Below are 19,864 nucleotides of genomic sequence, written 5' to 3'. Positions count from 1 at the left end.
GTCACAAAAAATTAAGTTCGTCCGGACTGTTATTCGTGTAAGTAATACTTACTTTTCCGTTTACGGAAGCAATAGTGGTATCAAGCGTTGCCGCGATTTTATAATCCGCACAATTTTGCCAATAATTAGGTCCGGGCGTTCCGCTTCCGCTACGATAAACGGTTCCGGGGTTATTTAAAAAGGACAAATCGAAAACATCCGAAGAGTTGTATTTACTGGCGTCTTGCGCATTCGCGGAAAGCATTGTCAAAAAAAGAAACGCTGAAAAAAGAAAGGTAGATTTTTTGTTCATTGAAAAATTATTTTTTTGAATGTGATTATTTATAAAAAATCGAAGGTATTAAAGCTGCATCAAATTTCATTATTTTTTTTACATTTACAAGAAAAAATATACCGAAGATTGGAAAGGCGATTTCCAACAAATGGATGCTATTTTAGTCATCGGAATTCGCTTGTAAAAAACAGCTTCGAAAAATTATTGTTTCGAAGCACACAAAACAGGAATAAAAATCGGTTTGAAAAAATATTTTTTCATGAAAATTAAACCTTCAGATATAATCATTGTTCTTCTTTTTATAGGTTCAATAATAACTGGATTTATCCAAACTCAATTAAAAAATAATGCTCAAATTATATTACTTGCTTTTGGTTTTATTACCTTACTTTCATTTCTAATCAAAAACAATTCACTCTCAACTGTTTTGTTTTATTTGTTGTCAATTCTTATTCTTTTCATAACCTATTTTGGTTTTATTTATTGGATAATGGATTTTATTTATCCGCCTTCGGCACGAGGCTGGGTAACAGTTGGAGCAGAAAGACATAGAGTAATGGATATGAGTTGGATTGGAGTGATTTTATTTTCGACAATTGTTGCGCCTTTAACAATGTTAGTTTATCACAAAATAACAAAGAATAGAAATAGAAAAAAGGAAATGATACTTACTCTTTTTTTCGTAATAATTAGCGGAATAAGCTGTTTGCTTTTTCGGAATTGAAAAATTATTTTTTCGAAGCACCAAAAACGAGAACAAAAATCGGTTTGAAAAATTATTTTTTTGAAGACCAAAACAATTCTCATTTTAATACCTTTGCGAGATGAAATACGCTAAAATAAATGCGGCAATTGTTGCGCAATTCAAAAAAATAATTCCGCCTGAATTCGTTATCGAACATCCTGATAAATTAGCAGATTACGCCCACGATGAAACGGAAGATTTAACTTACTTTCCTGAATTGGTTTTAAAGCCAAATACACCTGAACAAATTTCTGAAATTTTAAAAATTTGCAATGCCGAAAATATTCCGATTACTCCGCGCGGAGCTGGAACGGGCTTGAGTGGTGGCGCATTAGCAGTTTGCGGTGGCGTTATTCTTTCGATGGAACGTTTCAATAAAATTTTAAAAATTGACGAACGTAATTTACAAGCTGTTGTAGAACCTGGCGTTATCAATCAAGTATTTCAAGAAGCAGTTATCGAAAAAAAACTTTTTTATCCGCCCGATCCTGCGAGCAAAGGAAGTTGTTTTTTAGGCGGAAATATTGCTGAATCTTCTGGCGGACCAAAAGCTGTAAAATACGGAGTTACCAAAGATTATGTATTGAATTTGGAAGTGGTTTTGCCAACGGGCGAAATTATTTGGACAGGAGCTAATGTACTTAAAAATTCGACTGGATATAATTTAACGCAACTAATGGTGGGCAGCGAAGGAACACTCGGAATTGTTACCAAAATTGTTTTTCGATTGATTCCGTATCCTGAAAAAACATTGGTTTTGCTCGTTCCTTTTCAGTCGGCTGAAAAAGCGTGCGAAGCAGTTTCGGCAGTTTTCAGAGCAGGAATTACGCCTTCCGGAATGGAATTTATGGAACGCGATGCCATAGATTGGACGCTGAAATTTAATCCAAATATCAATATTAAAATAGACGATGAGGTGAACGCGCATTTGTTAGTGGAATTGGATGGAAACGACATGGATGTAATTTATAAAGAAGCCGAAAAAATAAACGAAGTGATGATGCAATTTGAATGCGGCGAAATTTTGTTGGCGGAAAGTGCAGAGCAAAAAAATAATTTGTGGAAACTTCGTAGAAGCGTTGCGGAGGCGGTTAAATCGAATTCGGTTTACAAAGAAGAAGATACGGTGGTGCCGCGTGCCGAACTTCCGAAATTGTTAAAAGGTGTGAAAGAAATTGGCGTGAAATATGGTTTTCGTTCGGTCTGTTACGGACATGCTGGAGACGGAAATTTGCACGTAAATATTATTAAAGAAAACATGAGCGATGACGATTGGCACACAAAATTGCCGCAAGGAATTCGTGAAATTTTTAAATTGTGTGTTGATTTAGGCGGAACACTTTCGGGAGAACATGGAATTGGTTGGGTGCAAAAAAATTATATGGATATTGCGTTTCATCCTAAATCCATTGAGATACAGAAAGCCATCAAAAAAATTTTTGATCCAAATGGAATATTAAATCCTGAAAAAATATTTCCAGACTAAAAAAATTGTCATTCTGAACGAAGTGAAGAATCTATTATATTCAGATGTTTCCTTCGTCAGCATGACAAGCGAACTATTTTTAGAAATGAATTGAATAATTTTAACTAACGAAAAAATCGCTTCAAAAAAATAATTTTTCAAAGCCGTAAAATGAGTTTCAAAAAATAATTTTTCAAATGCTTGGTTTAAAACTTCCTACTGATCCGCGTTGGGTAAATATCGTGGAAACAAATATTCAAGAAATATTAACGGATCATGCTTTTTGTGAGCAGAAAGCGGCTTCTAATGCGATTAGTATGACTGTCAATTTTCCAGAATATTCGGATATTGTGGATGCAATGTTGGAATTGGCGCGAGAAGAATTGGCACATTTTCAAATGGTGCACGAACAAATTAAAAAACGCGGCTGGGTTTTAGGTCGCGAACGGCGTGATGAATACGTGAACGAGTTGTACAGTTTTGTGCGAAAAGGGTTTCAGCGACACATTGTTTTAATTGACCGACTTTTATTTTCGGCATTGATAGAAGCCAGAAGTTGCGAGCGTTTTAGAGTGTTATCTGAAAATATTCAAGACAAAGAATTATCGGAATTTTATCATCAATTAATGATCAGCGAAGCTACGCATTATACTTTGTTTCTTCAATTTGCGCGCAAATATGCAGCAGATCAAGACGTAGAAAAACGCTGGAAAGAATTTTTAGAACACGAAGAAAAAATAATTTCCAAGTACGGAAAAAAGGAAACCATACACGGTTAATTACAATAATTTCCTTTATTTATAAGCTTTTCGGGATGAATAAGAAATCCTGTTAATAAAACTGTTTATAATTCAGACTAAAAAAAGTTTCTGGAGTGCACGTATTTTCTAAACTTGTTTTTAGTAAAATCAAAAAGTAAAAAATGAAAAAATATATTTTTTACCTCGCTTGCGCGACGGTGATATTGATGAATTCTTGCTCCAATCCGGTGGTAAAAAAAGAATCAGATAAAACAGTTTTTCGATACAATGAGCTGTCAGGAATTACCTCTTTAGATCCCGCGGCAGCACGAAATTTTGAGAATATTGAGGCAGACAATCAATTGTTCAATGGATTGGTGCAAATGGATGATTCTTTGCACGTAAAACCCTGCATCGCGAAGTCGTGGGAAATTGGGCAAAATGGCACTCAATATATTTTTCATTTACGCCACGATGTGTATTTTCAGGATGATTCGGTGTTTCCAAAAAATGCAGGTAGAAAAGTAATTGCATCCGATTTTGTACACAGTTTTTTTCGTTTGTACGATCCCTCAGTTTCGAGTGCTACCACGTTGCTTTCCAATATTGATAGAGGAGAGCGGAGTAATTACAAAGGCTTCGAGGCGCCAGATGATTCTACTTTTATCATTTATTTAAAGCAAGCCTTTGCTCCTTTTTTAAGCATTTTAACGATGAAATATTTTTCCGTTATTCCGATTGAAGCGATTGATCGTTACGGAGATGATTTTCGCAGTCATCCCGTAGGAACAGGCCCGTTTAAATTTAAAGTTTGGGATGAAGGTTCGAAATTAATTCTCGTAAAAAACGATCATTATTTTGAGTTTGAAGGAACACATCGTTTGCCTTATTTGGATGCTGTTTCCATCTCTTTTATAAGAGATAAGGAAACTGCTTTTTTAGAATTTTTACAAGATAAATTAGACTTACTCTCTGGCGCGGATGCGATTGATAAAGAGCAAGTTTTTGAACATTCTGGAAAACTAAAAAACAGTTTCAAAAATAAATTTTATTTGCAGAGTCAGCCATTTTTGAAAACAGATTATCTCGGAATTTTAATTGACCCGAAATTTGACATTGTGAAAAACTCTCCACTTCAAAAATTAGAAATTCGCCAAGCCATCAATTACGGATTTGATCGTGTAAAAATGGTGAAATATTTACGCTGGGGTTTAGGAACACCTGCTACTGCTGGTTTCGTACCGCCCGGATTGCCATCTTTCAATTCTGATTTAGTAAAAGGATATACCTACAACCCTGATAAAGCCAAGCAATTGCTCTTGCTCGCTGGTTATCCAAATGGAAAAGGCTTGCCTGAAATTACTTTGCATACTACGGCACAGTATCAGGATTTGTGCAGTTTTATTCAATCGCAATTGGCTGCCATTGGCATCAAAGTAAAAATTAGTGTGGAAAAAGCGGCGATACTTTCGGAAGCGATTGCCAGTTCGGAAATGAATTTTTTTAGAAAATCTTGGGTGGGAGATTATCCTGATGCGGAAAATTTTTTATCGCTTTTTTACAGCCAAAATTTTAGTCCAGCGGGATTTAATTATACGCATTACAGCAATCCGCATTTTGATGTTTTGTATGAAAAATCGCGAACAGAAGAAAACGATTCTTTGCGTTATGCCGATTATCAACAAATGGATCAATTATTAATGGATGACGCGCCAATTGTGCCTTTGTATTACGATCAAGTAGTGCGTTTGGTACAAAAGGACATTTCAGGGTTAACCGCTAATCCGATGAATTTACTAAATTTAAAAACGGTACAAAAAACAGAAAAAGGTGAGTGAAAAATTATTTTTGAGCCTTCAAAAAATTAATTTTTCAAATCGTTTTTTTCATTCACTAAATAAATACGAAAAATTATTTTTTATTCAAACGCACTTATACCAGTAATATCCATTCCGGTAATCAGCAAATGAATGTCGTGCGTGCCTTCGTAAGTAATTACAGATTCTAAATTCATCATGTGGCGCATAATCGGATATTCTCCTGTAATGCCCATTCCGCCGAATATTTGGCGTGCTTCGCGTGCAATTTGTAAAGCCATGTTTACATTGTTTCTTTTTGCCATCGAAATTTGTGCTGGCGTAGCGCGATTTTCATTTTTCAACACACCTAATCTCCAAACCAATAATTGCGCTTTGGTGATTTCGGTAATCATTTCTGCTAATTTTTTTTGCGTCAATTGAAAACCTCCAATCGGTTTCCCGAATTGAATGCGTTGTTTTGAATATTGCAAAGCCGAATCGTAACAATCCATCGCAGCGCCAATAGCGCCCCAAGCAATTCCGTAACGAGCAGAATTTAAACAACTCAACGGACCTTTCAATCCTTTTACATTTGGCAATAAATTTTCTTTCGGAATTTTTACATTGTCGAAAACCAATTCTCCTGTAGCGCTTGCGCGTAAGGACCATTTGCCATGTGTTTCAGGAGTTGTAAATCCTGGCATTCCTCGTTCTACAATCATTCCGTGAATAATTCCTTCTTCATTTTTTGCCCAAACAACAGCAATATCCGCGAAAGGCGCATTGGAAATCCACATTTTGGCACCATTCAATAAATAATGATCGCCTTTGTCTTTAAAATTAGAAAGCATTCCAGAAGGATTGGAACCGTGATCAGGCTCTGTAAGCCCGAAACAGCCCATCATTTCGCCGGAAGCCAATTTTGGTAAATATTTTTTTCGTTGTGCTTCGGAACCAAAAGTATAAATTGGATACATCACCAACGAACTTTGTACAGAGGCTGTAGAGCGTAATCCAGAATCGCCGCGCTCCAATTCTTGCATAATTAATCCGTACGAAATTTGATCCAATCCGGCGCCGCCATATTCTTGCGGAATGTACGGACCAAATGCGCCGATACTTGCCAAACCTTTTATCCATTGTTTCGGGAATTGTGCTTTCTGACAGGCTTCTTCCACAATCGGAGTAACTTCTTTTTTTACCCAAGCACGTGCGGCATCGCGCACCATTTTATGCTCATCGCTGAGTAAATCGTCCAACAAATAATAATCGGGAGCCTGAAAATTGTCTGCTTTTGCCATGTCTGAAAAATTAATTTTTGAGCCACAAAAATAGCAAAATAATCAAAATTGATTTGGAAAAGAAAAGCGATTTTCATGAGATAAAAAAGGAGAGTTGAAAAATTATTTTTTTGAAACACTTTTTCGGAAACATTTTATAATACGTATCTTTGCCGCCTCAAAATCAAAAAAACATTTTTTCAATGTTAAAAAGACGTGTATCAGAATCTTCTACAACAGAAGGTCTGCCTATCGCTCCTTCTATGGGAGAAACGATTGCAGGCGAAAGAATCCATCCTAAAAAAGATAACATTGTAAATAAAAGAGTGTTTTATATAAGTATGTTGGCTATTGGAATTGGTTTGGTAACCGGTTTAGTGGCAGAGGGCTTGGTGGGACTCATCGGATTGATTACGAACATTGCTTTTTACGGACGAATTTCTACCGCGTTTTCTTCTCCAGCAGATAACCATTTGGGTTGGTGGGTTGTTTTAGTTCCTGCTGTAGGTGGCGTTATTGTTGGGCTTATGGCACGTTACGGTTCAAAAGCCATTCGCGGGCATGGTATTCCTGAAGCGATGGAACAAGTGCTCGAAAATGGAAGTCGCATCCCGCCCGCTATTACCTTTTTAAAACCTATTTCTTCTGCTATCGCGATTGGAACAGGCGGTCCGTTTGGTGCGGAAGGTCCTATCATTGCTACAGGTGGCGCTTTTGGTTCCGTTATCGGACAAATACTAAAAACAACAGCGGACGAGCGTAAAATTTTACTGACAGCAGGTGCTGCTTCTGGTATGGCAGCCATTTTCGGAAGCCCGATAGCCGCCGTTTTATTGGCAATCGAATTATTATTGTTTGAATTTTCTCCGCGTTCCATTATTCCTGTTGCGCTTGCAAGTGCTATGGGAGCTGCCATGCACATGGCATTGATGGGTACAGGAGCTGTTTTCGCGATGCCGAATTTAGCAGCACCCAGCTCGATGGCAATTGCGTGCTATGTTTTTATCGGATTAATCATTGGAGTTCTTTCAGTAGGTGCCACAAAAATTGTTTACCTAATTGAAGATTGGTTTGAAAAAATACCAGTACACTGGATGTGGTGGCCAGCTTTAGGCGGTTTGGCTGTTGGATTTATCGGTTATTTTTATCCCCACACAATGGGTGTCGGATACGATAACATTCGAAACATTTTAGCTGGAAGTTTTTCGATGCAATTGTTGGTTTCTTTGTGTGTCTTCAAATTTATTTCTTGGTCGATTGCTTTGGGTAGCGGCACTTCTGGCGGAACGCTTGCGCCTTTGTTCACCATTGGTGGAGGAGCTGGCGCTTTGGCGGGAGCAGGTATACTTTTGTTGTTTCCACAAATAGGATTAGATGTTCGTATGGCAGCACTGGTAGGTATGGCAGCCATTTTTTCAGGAGCTTCCAGAGCTTTACTTACGTCTATTGTTTTTGCTTTTGAAGCGACGATGCAGCCGAATGCTTTATTGCCATTGCTTGGCGGATGTACTGCCGCTTATTTCGTCTCTTTCTTTTTAATGGAAAATACCATTATGACCGAAAAAATTGCTCGCAGAGGCGTGAAAGTGCCAACCGTTTATACTTCTAATTTTTTAGAACGATTGAATGTCGGAAAGATGATGTTGCAAAATAGTATTGCTTTGTCTAACAATTATACCTTGGCTGAAGTCCGCGAAATCATTCGTGCGGAGCGCGTAGAAGAAACTCAATCTGCTTTTCCGGTAGTAGACGAAGACGAAAAACCAATCGGTATTGTTACTTTACAGGATATTAAAAACTCGGCACTGTCGTCGGAAACAACCATCAACGAATTAATCCAACATGCTTTTGTTACTATTTCGGAACATTCTTTATTGAACGAAGCTGTCTCGATGATGGCAAAATCCAAAGCCGACATCATCCCTGTAATTTCGGACGAAAGCGGACATAAATTGGTCGGAATTATTTCTCACAAAAGTGTGGTGGATGCCTACAGTTTGCAAATGAACGAAACGGAAGACATCGAACAATCTATCAATTTAAGAAATCGCGGACTCAAAATTCTTTCTAAAAGTCTTAACTATCGCAAGAAAATAAAGAGTTGAAAAAATATTTTTTTGAATGGAAAAAATAGGTTGAAAAAAGGCATCCGAAAAAATAATTTTTTGAACTATAATTTCCGTAATTCTTTCATGAATTTGGAAGCGTACACAAAATCAATCAACTCGGGATTGGTTGCCGAAAGAATTTCTTTGTTGGTGCCTTCCCACCATTTGGCGCCTTGGTAAATAAACATAATGTGATCGCCAATTTCCATCACCGAATTCATGTCGTGCGTAATCACAATAGTGGTGATGTTGTATTCTTCCGTAATTTCTTTTATCAAATTATCAATTACGATGGAAGTGCGCGGATCCAAGCCAGAATTGGGCTCATCGCAAAATAAATATTTTGGCTGCATCGCAATCGCACGCGCAATGGCAACACGTTTTTTCATTCCTCCGCTAATTTCAGAAGGATAACGATTGTTCGCATTCACAAGATTGACGCGGGAAAGACAAAAATTGGCGCGATCACGTTTTTCAGATTCGCTCATATCTGTAAACATGGAAAGTGGAAACACCACATTTTCTTCTACCGTTTGCGAATCAAACAAAGCGCCACCTTGAAAAAGCATTCCTATTTCTTTACGGATGGATTTTTTATCATCAAAACGCAACTCAAAAAAACTGCGGTTGTTGTACAAAACTTCGCCTTTATCGATTTTATGAAGTCCCACCATACATTTCATCAACACCGTTTTTCCGGAACCGCTTTCGCCGATAATTAAATTTGTTTTTCCTTGTTTAAATGTGAAGGAAATATCTTTCAACACTTCTCTGCCGGCAAATGCTTTGGAAATATTTTTTATTTCTATCATGCCAACAACAATTGGGTTAAAATAAAATTGAAAACCAAAATTAAAATGCTGCTGTACACTACCGCTTTTGTGCTGGAACGTCCTACTTCCAAGGCTCCGCCTTCGGTATAATAACCGTGGTACGCAGAAACCGTTGTAATAATAAACGCAAAAACCATTGTTTTGATGAGCGCGTAGACAATGTTAAAAGGATTAAAATCATACTGAACGCCATACACATATTGATAAGAAGTTACCACGTGCGTGCCAATTCCGCAAATCCAGCCGCCAAAAATACCGAGCGCCATACTAATTAAAATCAAAAATGGATTGATAAAAACGGTAGCGATAATTTTCGGTAAAATTAAATATCCGGCAGAGTTAATTCCCATTATTTCAAGTGCATCTACTTGCTCTGTTACTTTCATCGTACCAATTTCAGACGCAATATTGGAACCTACTTTTCCGGCTAAAATTAAACTGACAATGGTAGGAGAAAATTCGAGAATAATGGAATCGCGCGTGGTTAAACCAATGGCGTAAATGGGCACCCACGGACTTGTAAATCCGAAAGCAGCTTGAATGGTAATAACCGCGCCCATAAAAAAAGAAATGATGGCAACAATACCCAAGGAACCAACGCCGAGTTTGTCAATTTCTATAAGGATTTGCTTGCGGTAAATAGAATATTTTTCGGGCTTTTTAAAAACCCTGCCCATCATTATATAATATCTTCCTAAATCGTAAAAAATCCGCATTTTTTTGAATGAAATAAGGACGCGAAATTACGCATTTATTTAAAAGAATAGTTAAAGAAGAATTTTGCCTTCGAAAAATTATTTTTTTGAAGTGCTTTTTCTGCTTCTAAAAAGGTGTTTGAAAACTTATTATTCGCGGAGCATTTCTACATGCGGAATTCCATCTTCCATATAGGAATCACTTTGGTTTTTAAATCCCAACGATTGATAAAATTTTTCGAGGTAAACTTGTGCAGAAATACGAATAGGAACATTTCCATATTGTTGCTCAATGTATTGAAAACATTGATTCATCAAAGTTCTTCCTAATCCTTTTGCACGGTATTTATTTGAAACAACAACTCTGCCGATGGAGATTTCTGGATAGGAAATTCCGGCAGGCAAAATGCGCGCGTACGCGATTAAATCGCCGACAGTATTTGTGCCCAATAAATGAAAGGAAGAAAAATCTTTTTGATCTAAATCTTGGTACGCAATTTCTTGTTCCACCACAAAAATCTCGGCGCGTAAAGCAAGCAGGAAATACAATTCGTACTTCGTTAATTCGTCGAACGATTTGTATTTCCAGTGAATATCCTTCATTTTCTCAGATTGATTTTAGGTTAAAAATCAGTTCGAAAAAATTATTTTTTAGAAACTTTTTCTCGGACGTTTTTTGCGGAAATTATCTTTTCTATCCGATGATTCTGAACTTCTTTTTTCAGAAGGAGCTGCATATTCTTTTTTTGGTGCATCCGAATATTTACGTTCTCCTCTATCACCGCCACCGTAGCTTTTTTTCGCATAACCACCGCTTCCAGAATCGCTTTTGCCGTAGCTTTTTTTCGCATAACCTCCGCCACCACCACTGCTTCTTTCTCCTCCTCTTGAATTTCCACCGTACGATCTTCCACCACCGCCGTACTCTCTACGACCTCCGCCACCACCATAACCGCCGCCGCCTTCTCTCGGAGCTCTTTCTTTCCATTCGGAACGTGCTGCTACTTCTATTTTTACTGGTCTGCCATTGTAACTTTGGTTACCGAAAGCTGCTACCAAGGTATCTGCTGCTTTTTCATCTACTTCAATAAACGAAAAACTATTTTTTACGTCTGCACTTAAAATTAAATTTTGCTCAATATTTGCGGTGTCCGAAAAATATTTTTTCATGTCTTCGCCCTCCAAACCGTCTAATCTACCAATGTTTACGAAGAAACGTTTTGCGTTTTTATTAATCGTACGTTCTGGTCCGCCGCGTTGTCCGTCAGTATTCAAATCCGGCGCATTGCGGTAATATTCCAAAAAGCGATTAAACTCCTCTGAAATAAAGCGTTTTATTAATTCTTCTTTGCTGATGTCGTTTAATTCTTCATAAATTTTCGGTAAATATTTTTCGATTTCTTTTTCATTTACATCTACGTTCCGAACTTTATTTACAAGGTGGAACAGTTGTTTTTCACAGACTTCGAAGCCATTCGGAATTTTTGCTTGCGTAAAACGTTTTCCGATTATTTTTTCGATGATGCGAATTTTTCCCATCTCTCTCATGTTGATGATAACGATGGAAACACCTGATTTTCCCGCTCTTGCAGTACGTCCACTACGATGAGTATAATTTTCAATTTCGTCCGGAAGGTTGTAATTGATAACGTGTGTAACATTGTTCACATCAATTCCGCGTGCGGCAACATCCGTTGCAACAAGCATTTGAAGCGAACGACTGCGGTAACGTTTCATTACGTGATCGCGTTGCGATTGCGATAAATCTCCGTGCAAAGCATCGGCATTGTAACCGTCTTTTATCAATTGATCCGCCACTTCTTGCGTTTCAATTTTAGTACGACAAAATACAATCGCGAAAATTTCAGGATTGTAATCGGCAATACGTTTCAAGGTTAAATATTTATCGCGCGCATGCACTACATAATATTGATGTTCAATGTTATCAGCACCTTGATTCTTTTTACCCACACTAATTTCGTGCGGATTAGTCATGTAATTTTTTGCAATTCGGGATACCTCAGAAGGCATCGTGGCAGAGAAAAGCCATGTATTTTTATCGGAAGGAGTTTGAGATAAAATCAAATCTAAATCTTCTTTAAAACCCATGTTTAACATTTCATCGGCTTCATCTAAAACAGTAATTTTTATGCTTTTCAGATTAATCCTTTTGCGTTTAATCATATCCACCATTCTACCCGGAGTAGCCACAATGATATGAGCGCCTCTATTAATTTCGCGAGTTTGGGTTTCGATGCTGGCGCCGCCGTAAATGGCAACGATGTTGGCTCCACTTTTGTATTTCGAAAAACTTTGTAAATCGCGTGTGATTTGAAGGCACAATTCGCGTGTGGGGCAAAGTATTAATGCTTGTGTATCTTTTACACTGAAATTGACTAAGTGTACTATTGGCAAGCCAAAAGCGGCTGTTTTACCGGTGCCTGTTTGAGCCAATCCGACGAAATCGGCGGTTCCTGTAATCAATACTGGGATGGCTTGTTCTTGTATGGCGGAGGGAGTTTCGAATCCCAGTTCTGCTACGGCTTTTAATGTTTGTGAATCAATTCCTAATTTCTCAAATGCGTTCATCTCTTTTTTGTTTGTGAGGCGCAAAGGTACGCTAAATATTGGTTACAAATACATAAAGTCTCTTTGGTTTCGGGCGGCAATAGAAAAAGGGACTTACATTTTAATTCAAATGATAAGTCCCTTTTGGCGGAGAGAGAGGGATTCGAACCCTCGGTACAGAATAACCCGTACGACAGTTTAGCAAACTGTTCCTTTCGGCCTCTCAGGCATCTCTCCTGTTTCTTGAAAAAGAGCGACAAATGTAAAAAAAAATATCATCCAAAAAATTAACAATTGTTTTTATCGAATTGTTTTATAAAAAACGGAAAAATAAAATCGAAATGTTATATTTGCGCCCTATCTTAAAAAAATAATTTTCACAAACCACAATATCATCTATGAATTGTTTGAATAAAAATTTATTTTTCGTTGTTGCAGCTTCAGCCTCTGTGGCATTTTTAGCTTCGTGCGGTTCGGGTTATAAAAAAGATAACTCACAAGTAATTATTCATGAATTATCGGATCCAGATATGTTGAATCCGATTGACTATTCGGATGCTGGCGCGGGATACATTATTAATAATATTTTTCAACCTTTGGTAGCACCAAGTTTTGGAGATTTAAAACCGGTTCCTGTTTTGGCGGAAAGTCGCCCGACACTTAAAAAAACGGCTGATGGGAAATTGCTTATTACGTATCGTATTCGTCCGGAAGCCAAATGGGACAACGGAACGCAGATTACTGCGAAAGATGTGGAATTTACGTTGAAAGCGATAAAAAATCCAAGAGTAAGTGATCAACCTAATAAATCGTATTATGAATTTATCAGCGATTTCAAATTTTATCCAGAAGACCCTTTGAAATTTACCTTAGTGTGCGATCATGTTTACATTTTGGCAGAGCCGTCCAGCGGCGATTATTCAATACTTCCAAGATACATGTATGATCCCAAAGGATTGTTGGATAAATACACTGTAAAACAAATGACCTCTGATGCAGCAAGCATTTCCAACGATCCTAACATTGTTGATTTCGCAACGGATTTTAATTCGGAAAAAAGAATGCGCGATCCTAATTTTATCAGTGGAAGCGGAGCATATAAATTAGCGCAATGGGCAACTGGACAACGCGTAGTATTGGAAAGAAAAAAAAATTGGTGGGGCGATAAATTAAAAGATTTGAATTGCTATTTTCAAGCCTATCCATCTCAACTTACGTATCAAACAATTAACGATATGACGAGTGCCATCGTGGCTTTAAAAGCCGGTAATTTGGATGTCATGTATTCCATCAAACCAAAAGATTTTAAAGATCTTCCGCAATCTTCTAAAATTGTTGATAATTTTAATACCTACACGCCTACCATGCTTGCGTATAGCTACATTGGGATAAATGTAACGCGTCCGAAATTTGCAGATGTGGAAACGCGACAGGCTTTGGCGCATTTGTGCGATATTCCCAAAATGATAAAAGATGTGATGTACGGATTGGCATCGCCTGTTATCGGGCCAGTTCATCCGTCGGATTCCTTGGATTACAATCACGATATACAACCATACGATTATAACATTGCGGAAGCAAAAGCATTGTTATCAAAAGCAGGTTGGAAAGACAGCGATGGCGACGGAACCTTAGACAAAACAATCAATGGAGAAAAAGTGCCTTTGGAAATTAATTTTTTGGTGAATGCTGGTAATGATAGTCGGAAACAAGTGGCGTTGATGTTTCAAGAAGAAGCTCGAAAAGTAGGAATAAAGGTAAATGTGATTTCTCAAGATTGGTCAGTTTTCCTCGACAACACCAAGAAACACAATTTCGATATGTTTTGTGGCGCATGGATTGCTTCGCCGGTTCCGAACGATTTCAAACAAATTTTTAGCACAGAATCTACCCGAAATGGTGGTTCGAATTATACTAATTTTGGAAATGCAAAATCTGATGCCTTGATTGATTCCATTCGAGTAGAATTGGATCCTGTAAAACGTGCGGTGATGTACAAAGAGTTTCAAGTGATTTTGCACGATCAAGTTTCGTACATATTTTTATGGTCCCCAACGGAACGTATGGCAATTCAAAAAAGATTTACAAACGCCAACCCTTCTGTTCTTCGCCCTGGTTTTTGGGAAGCAGGTTTCAAATTAAAAAATGTTCAGTAAATTTATCCGCTTAGCTTTATAAAAAAAGAAATTTACCGACAATGCTAAAATACGTTTTAAAAAGAGTCCTCATTTTTATTCCGACTATTTTAGCAATCTCTTTGCTTACCTTTATTATCAGCATCAATGCGCCTGGAGATCCAGTGGATAGCATGTTGAATAAAAATTCGAGCGGAGGAGAAGGACAAGTTGCAGATAAACTTTCTAATGAAAAAGCGTACATTGATTTACGACATAAATTAGGATTAGATTTACCACTTTTCTATTTCTCGATAACCAACGCCACAGCCTCCGATACGCTCTATAAAGTTCCGAAAGCTTCCCGCAGAGTAAACTTAGATCGCCTCTCGTATATGTACGGCAATTGGAGCGATGTGTCCAAATACTACGGACAAATTCAGAAATTTGAAAACGCGCTTTACGCGATGCCGAAAACAGCGGAAAACGTAGAAGCCATCAATAAAGCAAAAGATTACATTAATTCGCTGTATGAAAATTACGACGATGCTAAACTGAAAACTATTTTTTCCAACATCGATTTCCTTTTTTCAAATACACCCTCTTTCCTTAATATTATTGGTCCTTACAACGCTGTAAAAAATGCCTTAACGGATATGCAACTGAATAAATCCGTTTGGAAAAGATACATTCCCGTAATTGATTTTTTCGGAATCAATAACCAATATCATCTGTGGATGTTTGGCGATAAACCTTGGTATTCATCGCTTCCGTGGGTAAATGATTCTCAAATACGTTATCGCAGCAAAGGTTTTGTAAGAGGCGATTTCGGGATTTCCTATCAAGATAAACGTCCTGTTAGTTCTGTTATTTGGAGTGCGATGGAATGGACAATGTTAATCAGTAGTATTTCTATTATTTTAGCTTATTTGATTGCTATTCCTTTAGGTATTAAATCGGCTGTTAGCAAAGGCTCTCGTTCCGAAAAAGTAATTACAACTGGACTCTTTATTTTATATTCCTTGCCCACCTTTTGGATTGCAACTATTCTCATTATATTTTTCTGCGGTGGCGACTGGTTTTCGTGGTTCCCATCTCCCGGTGCTCCTCCTATTCCGAGTGATGCCCCAATTTTATATCAATTTTCACAAATGGCTTACCGTTTAGCTTTGCCTATATTTTGTTGGACGTATGGTTCTTTGGCATTCATCTCTCGCCAAATGCGTGGCGGAATGTTGAGTGTTATCGGACAAGATTATATCCGCACAGCACGTGCAAAAGGATTAAGCGAAAAAGTTGTTATTAGAAAACATGCCTTACGTAATTCGATGATTCCAATCATTACTTTGTTTGCCAGTGTTTTTCCGGCAATGATTTCTGGTTCATTTGTTATTGAGTACATTTTCTCTATTCCTGGAATGGGAAAAATAAGTTACGACGCGCTTTTAGCCAGAAATTATCCAATCATTTTTACTGTCATGATGTTTACTGCTATTTTAACTTTAGCAGGAACTTTATTGTCCGATATTTTATACGCCGTAGTGGATCCGAGAATTTCTTTCTCTAATAAACGAAAATAAAAAATGAAATTTAATTTTATATCTTCAATTATAAATCCGAACAAACGTATTGACGTTGCGCTGCAAACTATTGTAGACGCTAATACTAAACAAAGTTTTTGGGCAACCGTAAAAAAACAATTTCGTAAAAATAGGATTGCGGTTTATTCCCTTCGTGTTATTATTTTCTTAGTAGTGATTGCTGTGTTCGCCGATTTTTTAGCGAATGAAAAACCGCTTGCCGCGAAATACAAAGGTGAAATTTATTTTCCAGTATGTCGCTCCTATGCAGTGGATTTAGGCATCGCCGAATGGCCTGCTTGTTTTCAAAATGTGGAATGGAAAAAATTAAATTACGATTGGGTCGTTTTCCCCCCTGTACCTTACCTTCCCAAAAATATTGACGAAAACAATGTGCATTCCATCAGCCCATTTGCAACTCAAAATGTAAAATCTCGGAGCTGGCGGCATTGGCTTGGTACAGATGAATTGGGGCACGATATTTTAGCTGCGATGATACACGGCACGCGTATTGCCTTACTGGTAGGTGTTGTTTCAATGAGTATCGCATCTTTTATCGGCATTTTGCTCGGAGCCCTTGCAGGCTATTTTGGAGACGAACGTTTAAAAATGGCGCGCGGAAAATTAATTTTCAATTGCCTGTTTCTTGTACTCGCTTTGTTCTATGGGTTTGGTAGTCGCAGTTATATTTTGGGGGATGCTTTGGCTGATTCCTTCAGCAGTTTTTTACTACAATTATTGATTTCTTTTATTATTATGGCGTTCATTATTTTTATCGGAAGCATGGTAAGCGGAGTGCTTGGCTTTATTCCTTATTTCGCTAAAAAAATAAATATCCCTGTGGACATTGTCGTATCGCGGATCATCGAGATAATGCTTTCCATTCCCACTTTATTTTTAATCATTGCCATATCCGCACTGGTTACAAAACCTTCTGTCTTTATTGTGATGGCGATTATCGGTTTAACTTCTTGGACGAGCATTGCGCGTTTTATTCGCGCCGAATTATTGAAAGTAAGAAGTTTGGAATACATCGAAGCCGCCCATGCATTGGGTTATTCCGAAAACAGAATTATTTTTAAACACGCTATTCCGAATGCACTTTCGCCGGTACTTATTGCCATTGCATTTGGTATTGCAAGCGCTATTTTAACAGAAGCCATTCTTTCTTTTCTCGGAATCGGAGTACCCGCCGAAACACTTACTTGGGGTGCTTTACTTGCAGCAGCACGTCAATCACCAACAGCTTGGTGGCTTGCTATTTTCCCTGGTTTTGCTATTTTTATCACGGTAACGGTTTACAACCTCGTGGGCGAAGGCTTGACAGACGCTTTGGATCCAAGACAAAAAAAATAGTTTTCAAAAAAATAATTTTTTGGAAGACAAATTCCGACCACAAAAAGAGCGCTCGAAAAATTAATTTTTCGAGCGCTAAAATATTTTCTTCTTGAATTTTTTATCAAGAAAAAGAGAACTAATTTTTACAAGGTTCCTCTCTTCGCTTGTTCTCTTTCTATCGCTTCAAAAAGTGCTTTGAAATTTCCAGCTCCAAATGATTTTGCGCCTTTACGTTGAATAATTTCGTAAAATAAAGTCGGACGATCTTCTACTGGTTTGGTGAAAATTTGAAGCATATATCCTTCGTCATCGCAATCAATCAAAATTCCCAATTTCGCTAATGCGCGAATGTCTTCATCAATTTTTCCGACACGATTTAATATTTCATCGTAATATACCGGCGGAACGGTTAAAAATTCTACGCCTCGTGATTTTAATTTTGTAACGGTATCAATAATATCATCGGTTGCCAAAGCCAAATGTTGCACACCTTGGCTTTCGTAAAAATTAATATATTCTTCAATTTGCGATTTCTTTTTTCCTTCAGCAGGTTCGTTAATCGGGAATTTAATTCTTCCGTTTCCGTTCGACATAACTTTACTCATCAAAGCGGAATATTCCGTAGAAATTGTTTTGTCGTCAAAGGAAAGTAAATTGACAAATCCCATTACCTTCTCATAATATTCCACCCATTTATTCATCTCGTTCCAACCTACATTTCCAACGGAATGATCAATGTATTTTAGTCCGACACTTTCCGGATTGTATTCTGATTTCCAAGCTTTGTAACCTGGTAAAAATAATCCTTTGTAATTTTTGCGTTCTACAAAAATGTGAACCGTTTCGCCATACGTATAAATGCCAGAACGTTTTACTTCTCCATGTTCGTCTTTTTCTGTAACTGGCTCCATGAAAGGCTTTGCGCCACGTTTCACTGTTTCGTGAAAAGATTTTTCTGCATCGTCCACCCACAAAGCAATTACTTTTACGCCATCGCCATGTTTTGCTAAATGTTGATTAATTGGCGAAGAAGAATTGAGCGGAGTCGTTAACACCAAACGTATTTTATCTTGCATTAAAACGTACGAAGAATATTCTTTGCAACCAGTTTCTAAACCTTTGTAGGCAAGTGATTGAAAGCCAAAAGCAGTTTTATAATAATGCGCAGCTTGCTTCGCATTTCCCACGTAAAACTCGATGTAATCGGTTCCGTTAAGCGGTAAAAAATCTCCAGCTGTTTTGTAAATCTTTTCTATTTCAGTATGATTGTTTTGTGTTTCCATAATTTCTTTTTTTGAATAAATGTTTGTAAAAATAATTTTTTTGTGATGAAGAATACCAAGTCAGGAACCTTGTCATTACCACATCGCACGAGCTTGTGCCGAAAAAATATTTTTTTGAACCTTCATTTTTATATTTTTATTCTACCCAACTTTTATAATATTTTCCATCGTCAATTCCCATCGCTTCCTTTGTAACCATCAATGGTCGAAAAGTATCTACCATTACAGCTAATTCTTTTGTGGATGTATGTCCTATACTGCGCTCCATCGCTCCAGGCGCTGGTCCGTGCGTAATACCTTTTGGATGTAAAGTAATATATCCTTGTTTAATATTATTGCGACTCATAAAATCTCCATCCACATAATACAATACTTCGTCACTGTCTATATTGCTGTGATTGTATGGCGCAGGAATAGAAAGCGGATGATAATCGTACAAACGCGGACAAAATGAACACACCACAAAATGGCTGGACTCAAATGTTTGGTGAACAGGTGGCGGCTGATGCACGCGTCCAGTAATCGGCTCAAAATTATGAATGGAAAATCCGTAAGGGAAATTGTAACCGTCCCAACCCACTACATCAAAAGGATGTGTCGCATAAACTACTTCGTGCAACATTCCTTCTTTTTTTATTTTGATGATAAAATCACCTTTTTCATCGTGCGTTTCTAAATCTTGCGGAAGCTTTAAATCACGCTCGCAATAAGGTGAATGCTCCAATAATTGTCCGAAAGGATTGCGGTAACGATTCGGCGTATAAATCGGAGAAAAACTTTCTACAAATAATAAGCGATTGTCCGTTGTGTCAAATTCGATTTGATAAATCATTCCACGCGGGATAATCAGGTAATCGCCGTATTCAAAAGGAATTGTTCCCAGAAAAGTTTTTAATTTTCCTGTTCCTTTGTGAATAAAAAGGAGTTCGTCCGCATCCGCATTTTTGTAAAAATAATTTTTCATGCTCTGCTTTGGCGCAGCCAGTCCGAAATTTATGTCACTGTTCAACAATAAAATTTTTCGGCTGTCTAAAAAATCATC

At 37.6% G+C, this 19,864-nt stretch carries 16 protein-coding genes and 1 tRNA gene; 8 read left to right on the top strand and 9 right to left on the bottom strand.

Features of this window, described 5'->3' with window-relative positions; genetic code table 11:
* Position 1 precedes the first annotated feature (1 nt).
* Positions 2-292: a hypothetical protein gene (locus tag ABIZ51_09955; protein MEO7089103.1), complete on the bottom strand. Its 291-nt coding sequence runs from the start codon at positions 290-292 to the stop codon at positions 2-4.
* 241 nt (positions 293-533) lie between these two features.
* Between ABIZ51_09955 and ABIZ51_09950 the strand changes: the two genes are divergently transcribed.
* The 4 genes from ABIZ51_09950 to ABIZ51_09935 all read left to right on the top strand — a co-directional run bounded on the left by ABIZ51_09950 (position 534) and on the right by ABIZ51_09935 (position 5,062).
* Positions 534-998: a hypothetical protein gene (locus tag ABIZ51_09950; GenBank protein MEO7089102.1), complete on the top strand. Its 465-nt coding sequence runs from the start codon at positions 534-536 to the stop codon at positions 996-998.
* Positions 999-1,098: 100 nt separating this feature from the next.
* The gene (locus ABIZ51_09945; GenBank protein ID MEO7089101.1) at positions 1,099-2,505 is read left to right on the top strand and encodes an FAD-linked oxidase C-terminal domain-containing protein; all 1,407 of its coding nucleotides are present in this window, start codon (positions 1,099-1,101) and stop codon (positions 2,503-2,505) included.
* A 176-nt stretch (positions 2,506-2,681) separates the two neighbouring features.
* Positions 2,682-3,263, top strand: a complete 582-nt coding sequence (locus ABIZ51_09940) for a tRNA-(ms[2]io[6]A)-hydroxylase (protein MEO7089100.1) — start codon at positions 2,682-2,684, stop codon at positions 3,261-3,263.
* A gap of 143 nt (positions 3,264-3,406) precedes the next feature.
* Complete coding sequence (locus ABIZ51_09935) at positions 3,407-5,062, top strand: ABC transporter substrate-binding protein (protein ID MEO7089099.1); 1,656 nt, start codon at positions 3,407-3,409, stop codon at positions 5,060-5,062.
* Between the two features lie 80 nt (positions 5,063-5,142).
* On the opposite strand, the gene ABIZ51_09930 is transcribed toward ABIZ51_09935, so the two are convergent.
* On the bottom strand, positions 5,143-6,324 hold the full coding sequence (locus tag ABIZ51_09930) for an acyl-CoA dehydrogenase family protein (protein ID MEO7089098.1): 1,182 nt from the start codon (positions 6,322-6,324) through the stop codon (positions 5,143-5,145).
* 182 nt (positions 6,325-6,506) lie between these two features.
* Here ABIZ51_09930 and ABIZ51_09925 point away from each other — a divergent pair, with 182 nt between their 5' ends.
* Positions 6,507-8,408, top strand: coding sequence for a chloride channel protein (locus tag ABIZ51_09925; GenBank protein ID MEO7089097.1), 1,902 nt, complete (start codon positions 6,507-6,509; stop codon positions 8,406-8,408).
* Between the two features lie 65 nt (positions 8,409-8,473).
* On the opposite strand, the gene ABIZ51_09920 is transcribed toward ABIZ51_09925, so the two are convergent.
* The 5 genes from ABIZ51_09920 to ABIZ51_09900 form a co-directional block, all read right to left on the bottom strand.
* The gene (locus tag ABIZ51_09920) at positions 8,474-9,223 is read right to left on the bottom strand and encodes an ATP-binding cassette domain-containing protein (protein MEO7089096.1); all 750 of its coding nucleotides are present in this window, start codon (positions 9,221-9,223) and stop codon (positions 8,474-8,476) included.
* On the bottom strand, positions 9,220-9,960 hold the full coding sequence (locus ABIZ51_09915; protein MEO7089095.1) for an ABC transporter permease: 741 nt from the start codon (positions 9,958-9,960) through the stop codon (positions 9,220-9,222). Before ABIZ51_09915 ends, ABIZ51_09920 begins: the two co-directional genes overlap by 4 nt.
* A gap of 129 nt (positions 9,961-10,089) precedes the next feature.
* Positions 10,090-10,533, bottom strand: coding sequence for a GNAT family N-acetyltransferase (locus tag ABIZ51_09910; protein ID MEO7089094.1), 444 nt, complete (start codon positions 10,531-10,533; stop codon positions 10,090-10,092).
* A gap of 57 nt (positions 10,534-10,590) precedes the next feature.
* Positions 10,591-12,528 (bottom strand): DEAD/DEAH box helicase, encoded by a 1,938-nt coding sequence (locus tag ABIZ51_09905; protein ID MEO7089093.1) that lies wholly within the window; start codon positions 12,526-12,528, stop codon positions 10,591-10,593.
* A gap of 124 nt (positions 12,529-12,652) precedes the next feature.
* Positions 12,653-12,744 (bottom strand) — tRNA-Ser (locus tag ABIZ51_09900).
* Between the two features lie 170 nt (positions 12,745-12,914).
* Between ABIZ51_09900 and ABIZ51_09895 the strand changes: the two genes are divergently transcribed.
* Genes ABIZ51_09895 through ABIZ51_09885 form a run of 3 tightly spaced genes read left to right on the top strand, consistent with a single transcriptional unit; the run spans position 12,915 to position 17,557 of the window.
* Positions 12,915-14,663 (top strand): ABC transporter substrate-binding protein, encoded by a 1,749-nt coding sequence (locus ABIZ51_09895; protein MEO7089092.1) that lies wholly within the window; start codon positions 12,915-12,917, stop codon positions 14,661-14,663.
* A gap of 41 nt (positions 14,664-14,704) precedes the next feature.
* On the top strand, positions 14,705-16,201 hold the full coding sequence (locus ABIZ51_09890) for an ABC transporter permease subunit (GenBank protein ID MEO7089091.1): 1,497 nt from the start codon (positions 14,705-14,707) through the stop codon (positions 16,199-16,201).
* 3 nt (positions 16,202-16,204) lie between these two features.
* Positions 16,205-17,557 carry an ABC transporter permease gene (locus ABIZ51_09885; protein MEO7089090.1) on the top strand — a complete coding sequence of 451 codons (1,353 nt, stop codon included), beginning with the start codon at positions 16,205-16,207 and terminating at the stop codon, positions 17,555-17,557.
* A gap of 125 nt (positions 17,558-17,682) precedes the next feature.
* On the opposite strand, the gene hppD is transcribed toward ABIZ51_09885, so the two are convergent.
* Both hppD and ABIZ51_09875 read right to left on the bottom strand, forming a co-directional pair.
* Positions 17,683-18,822 carry a 4-hydroxyphenylpyruvate dioxygenase gene (gene hppD, locus ABIZ51_09880; GenBank protein ID MEO7089089.1) on the bottom strand — a complete coding sequence of 380 codons (1,140 nt, stop codon included), beginning with the start codon at positions 18,820-18,822 and terminating at the stop codon, positions 17,683-17,685.
* Positions 18,823-18,958: 136 nt separating this feature from the next.
* A partial coding sequence (locus ABIZ51_09875) for a homogentisate 1,2-dioxygenase (GenBank protein MEO7089088.1) occupies positions 18,959-19,864 on the bottom strand: 906 nt, incomplete at its 5' end.

This window comes from Bacteroidia bacterium (assembly GCA_039924845.1).
Classification (GTDB): Bacteria; Bacteroidota; Bacteroidia; order DATLTG01; family DATLTG01; genus DATLTG01.
Note: the sequence above shows the minus strand (reverse complement) of the source record. Positions and strands in the feature narration are given on the sequence as shown.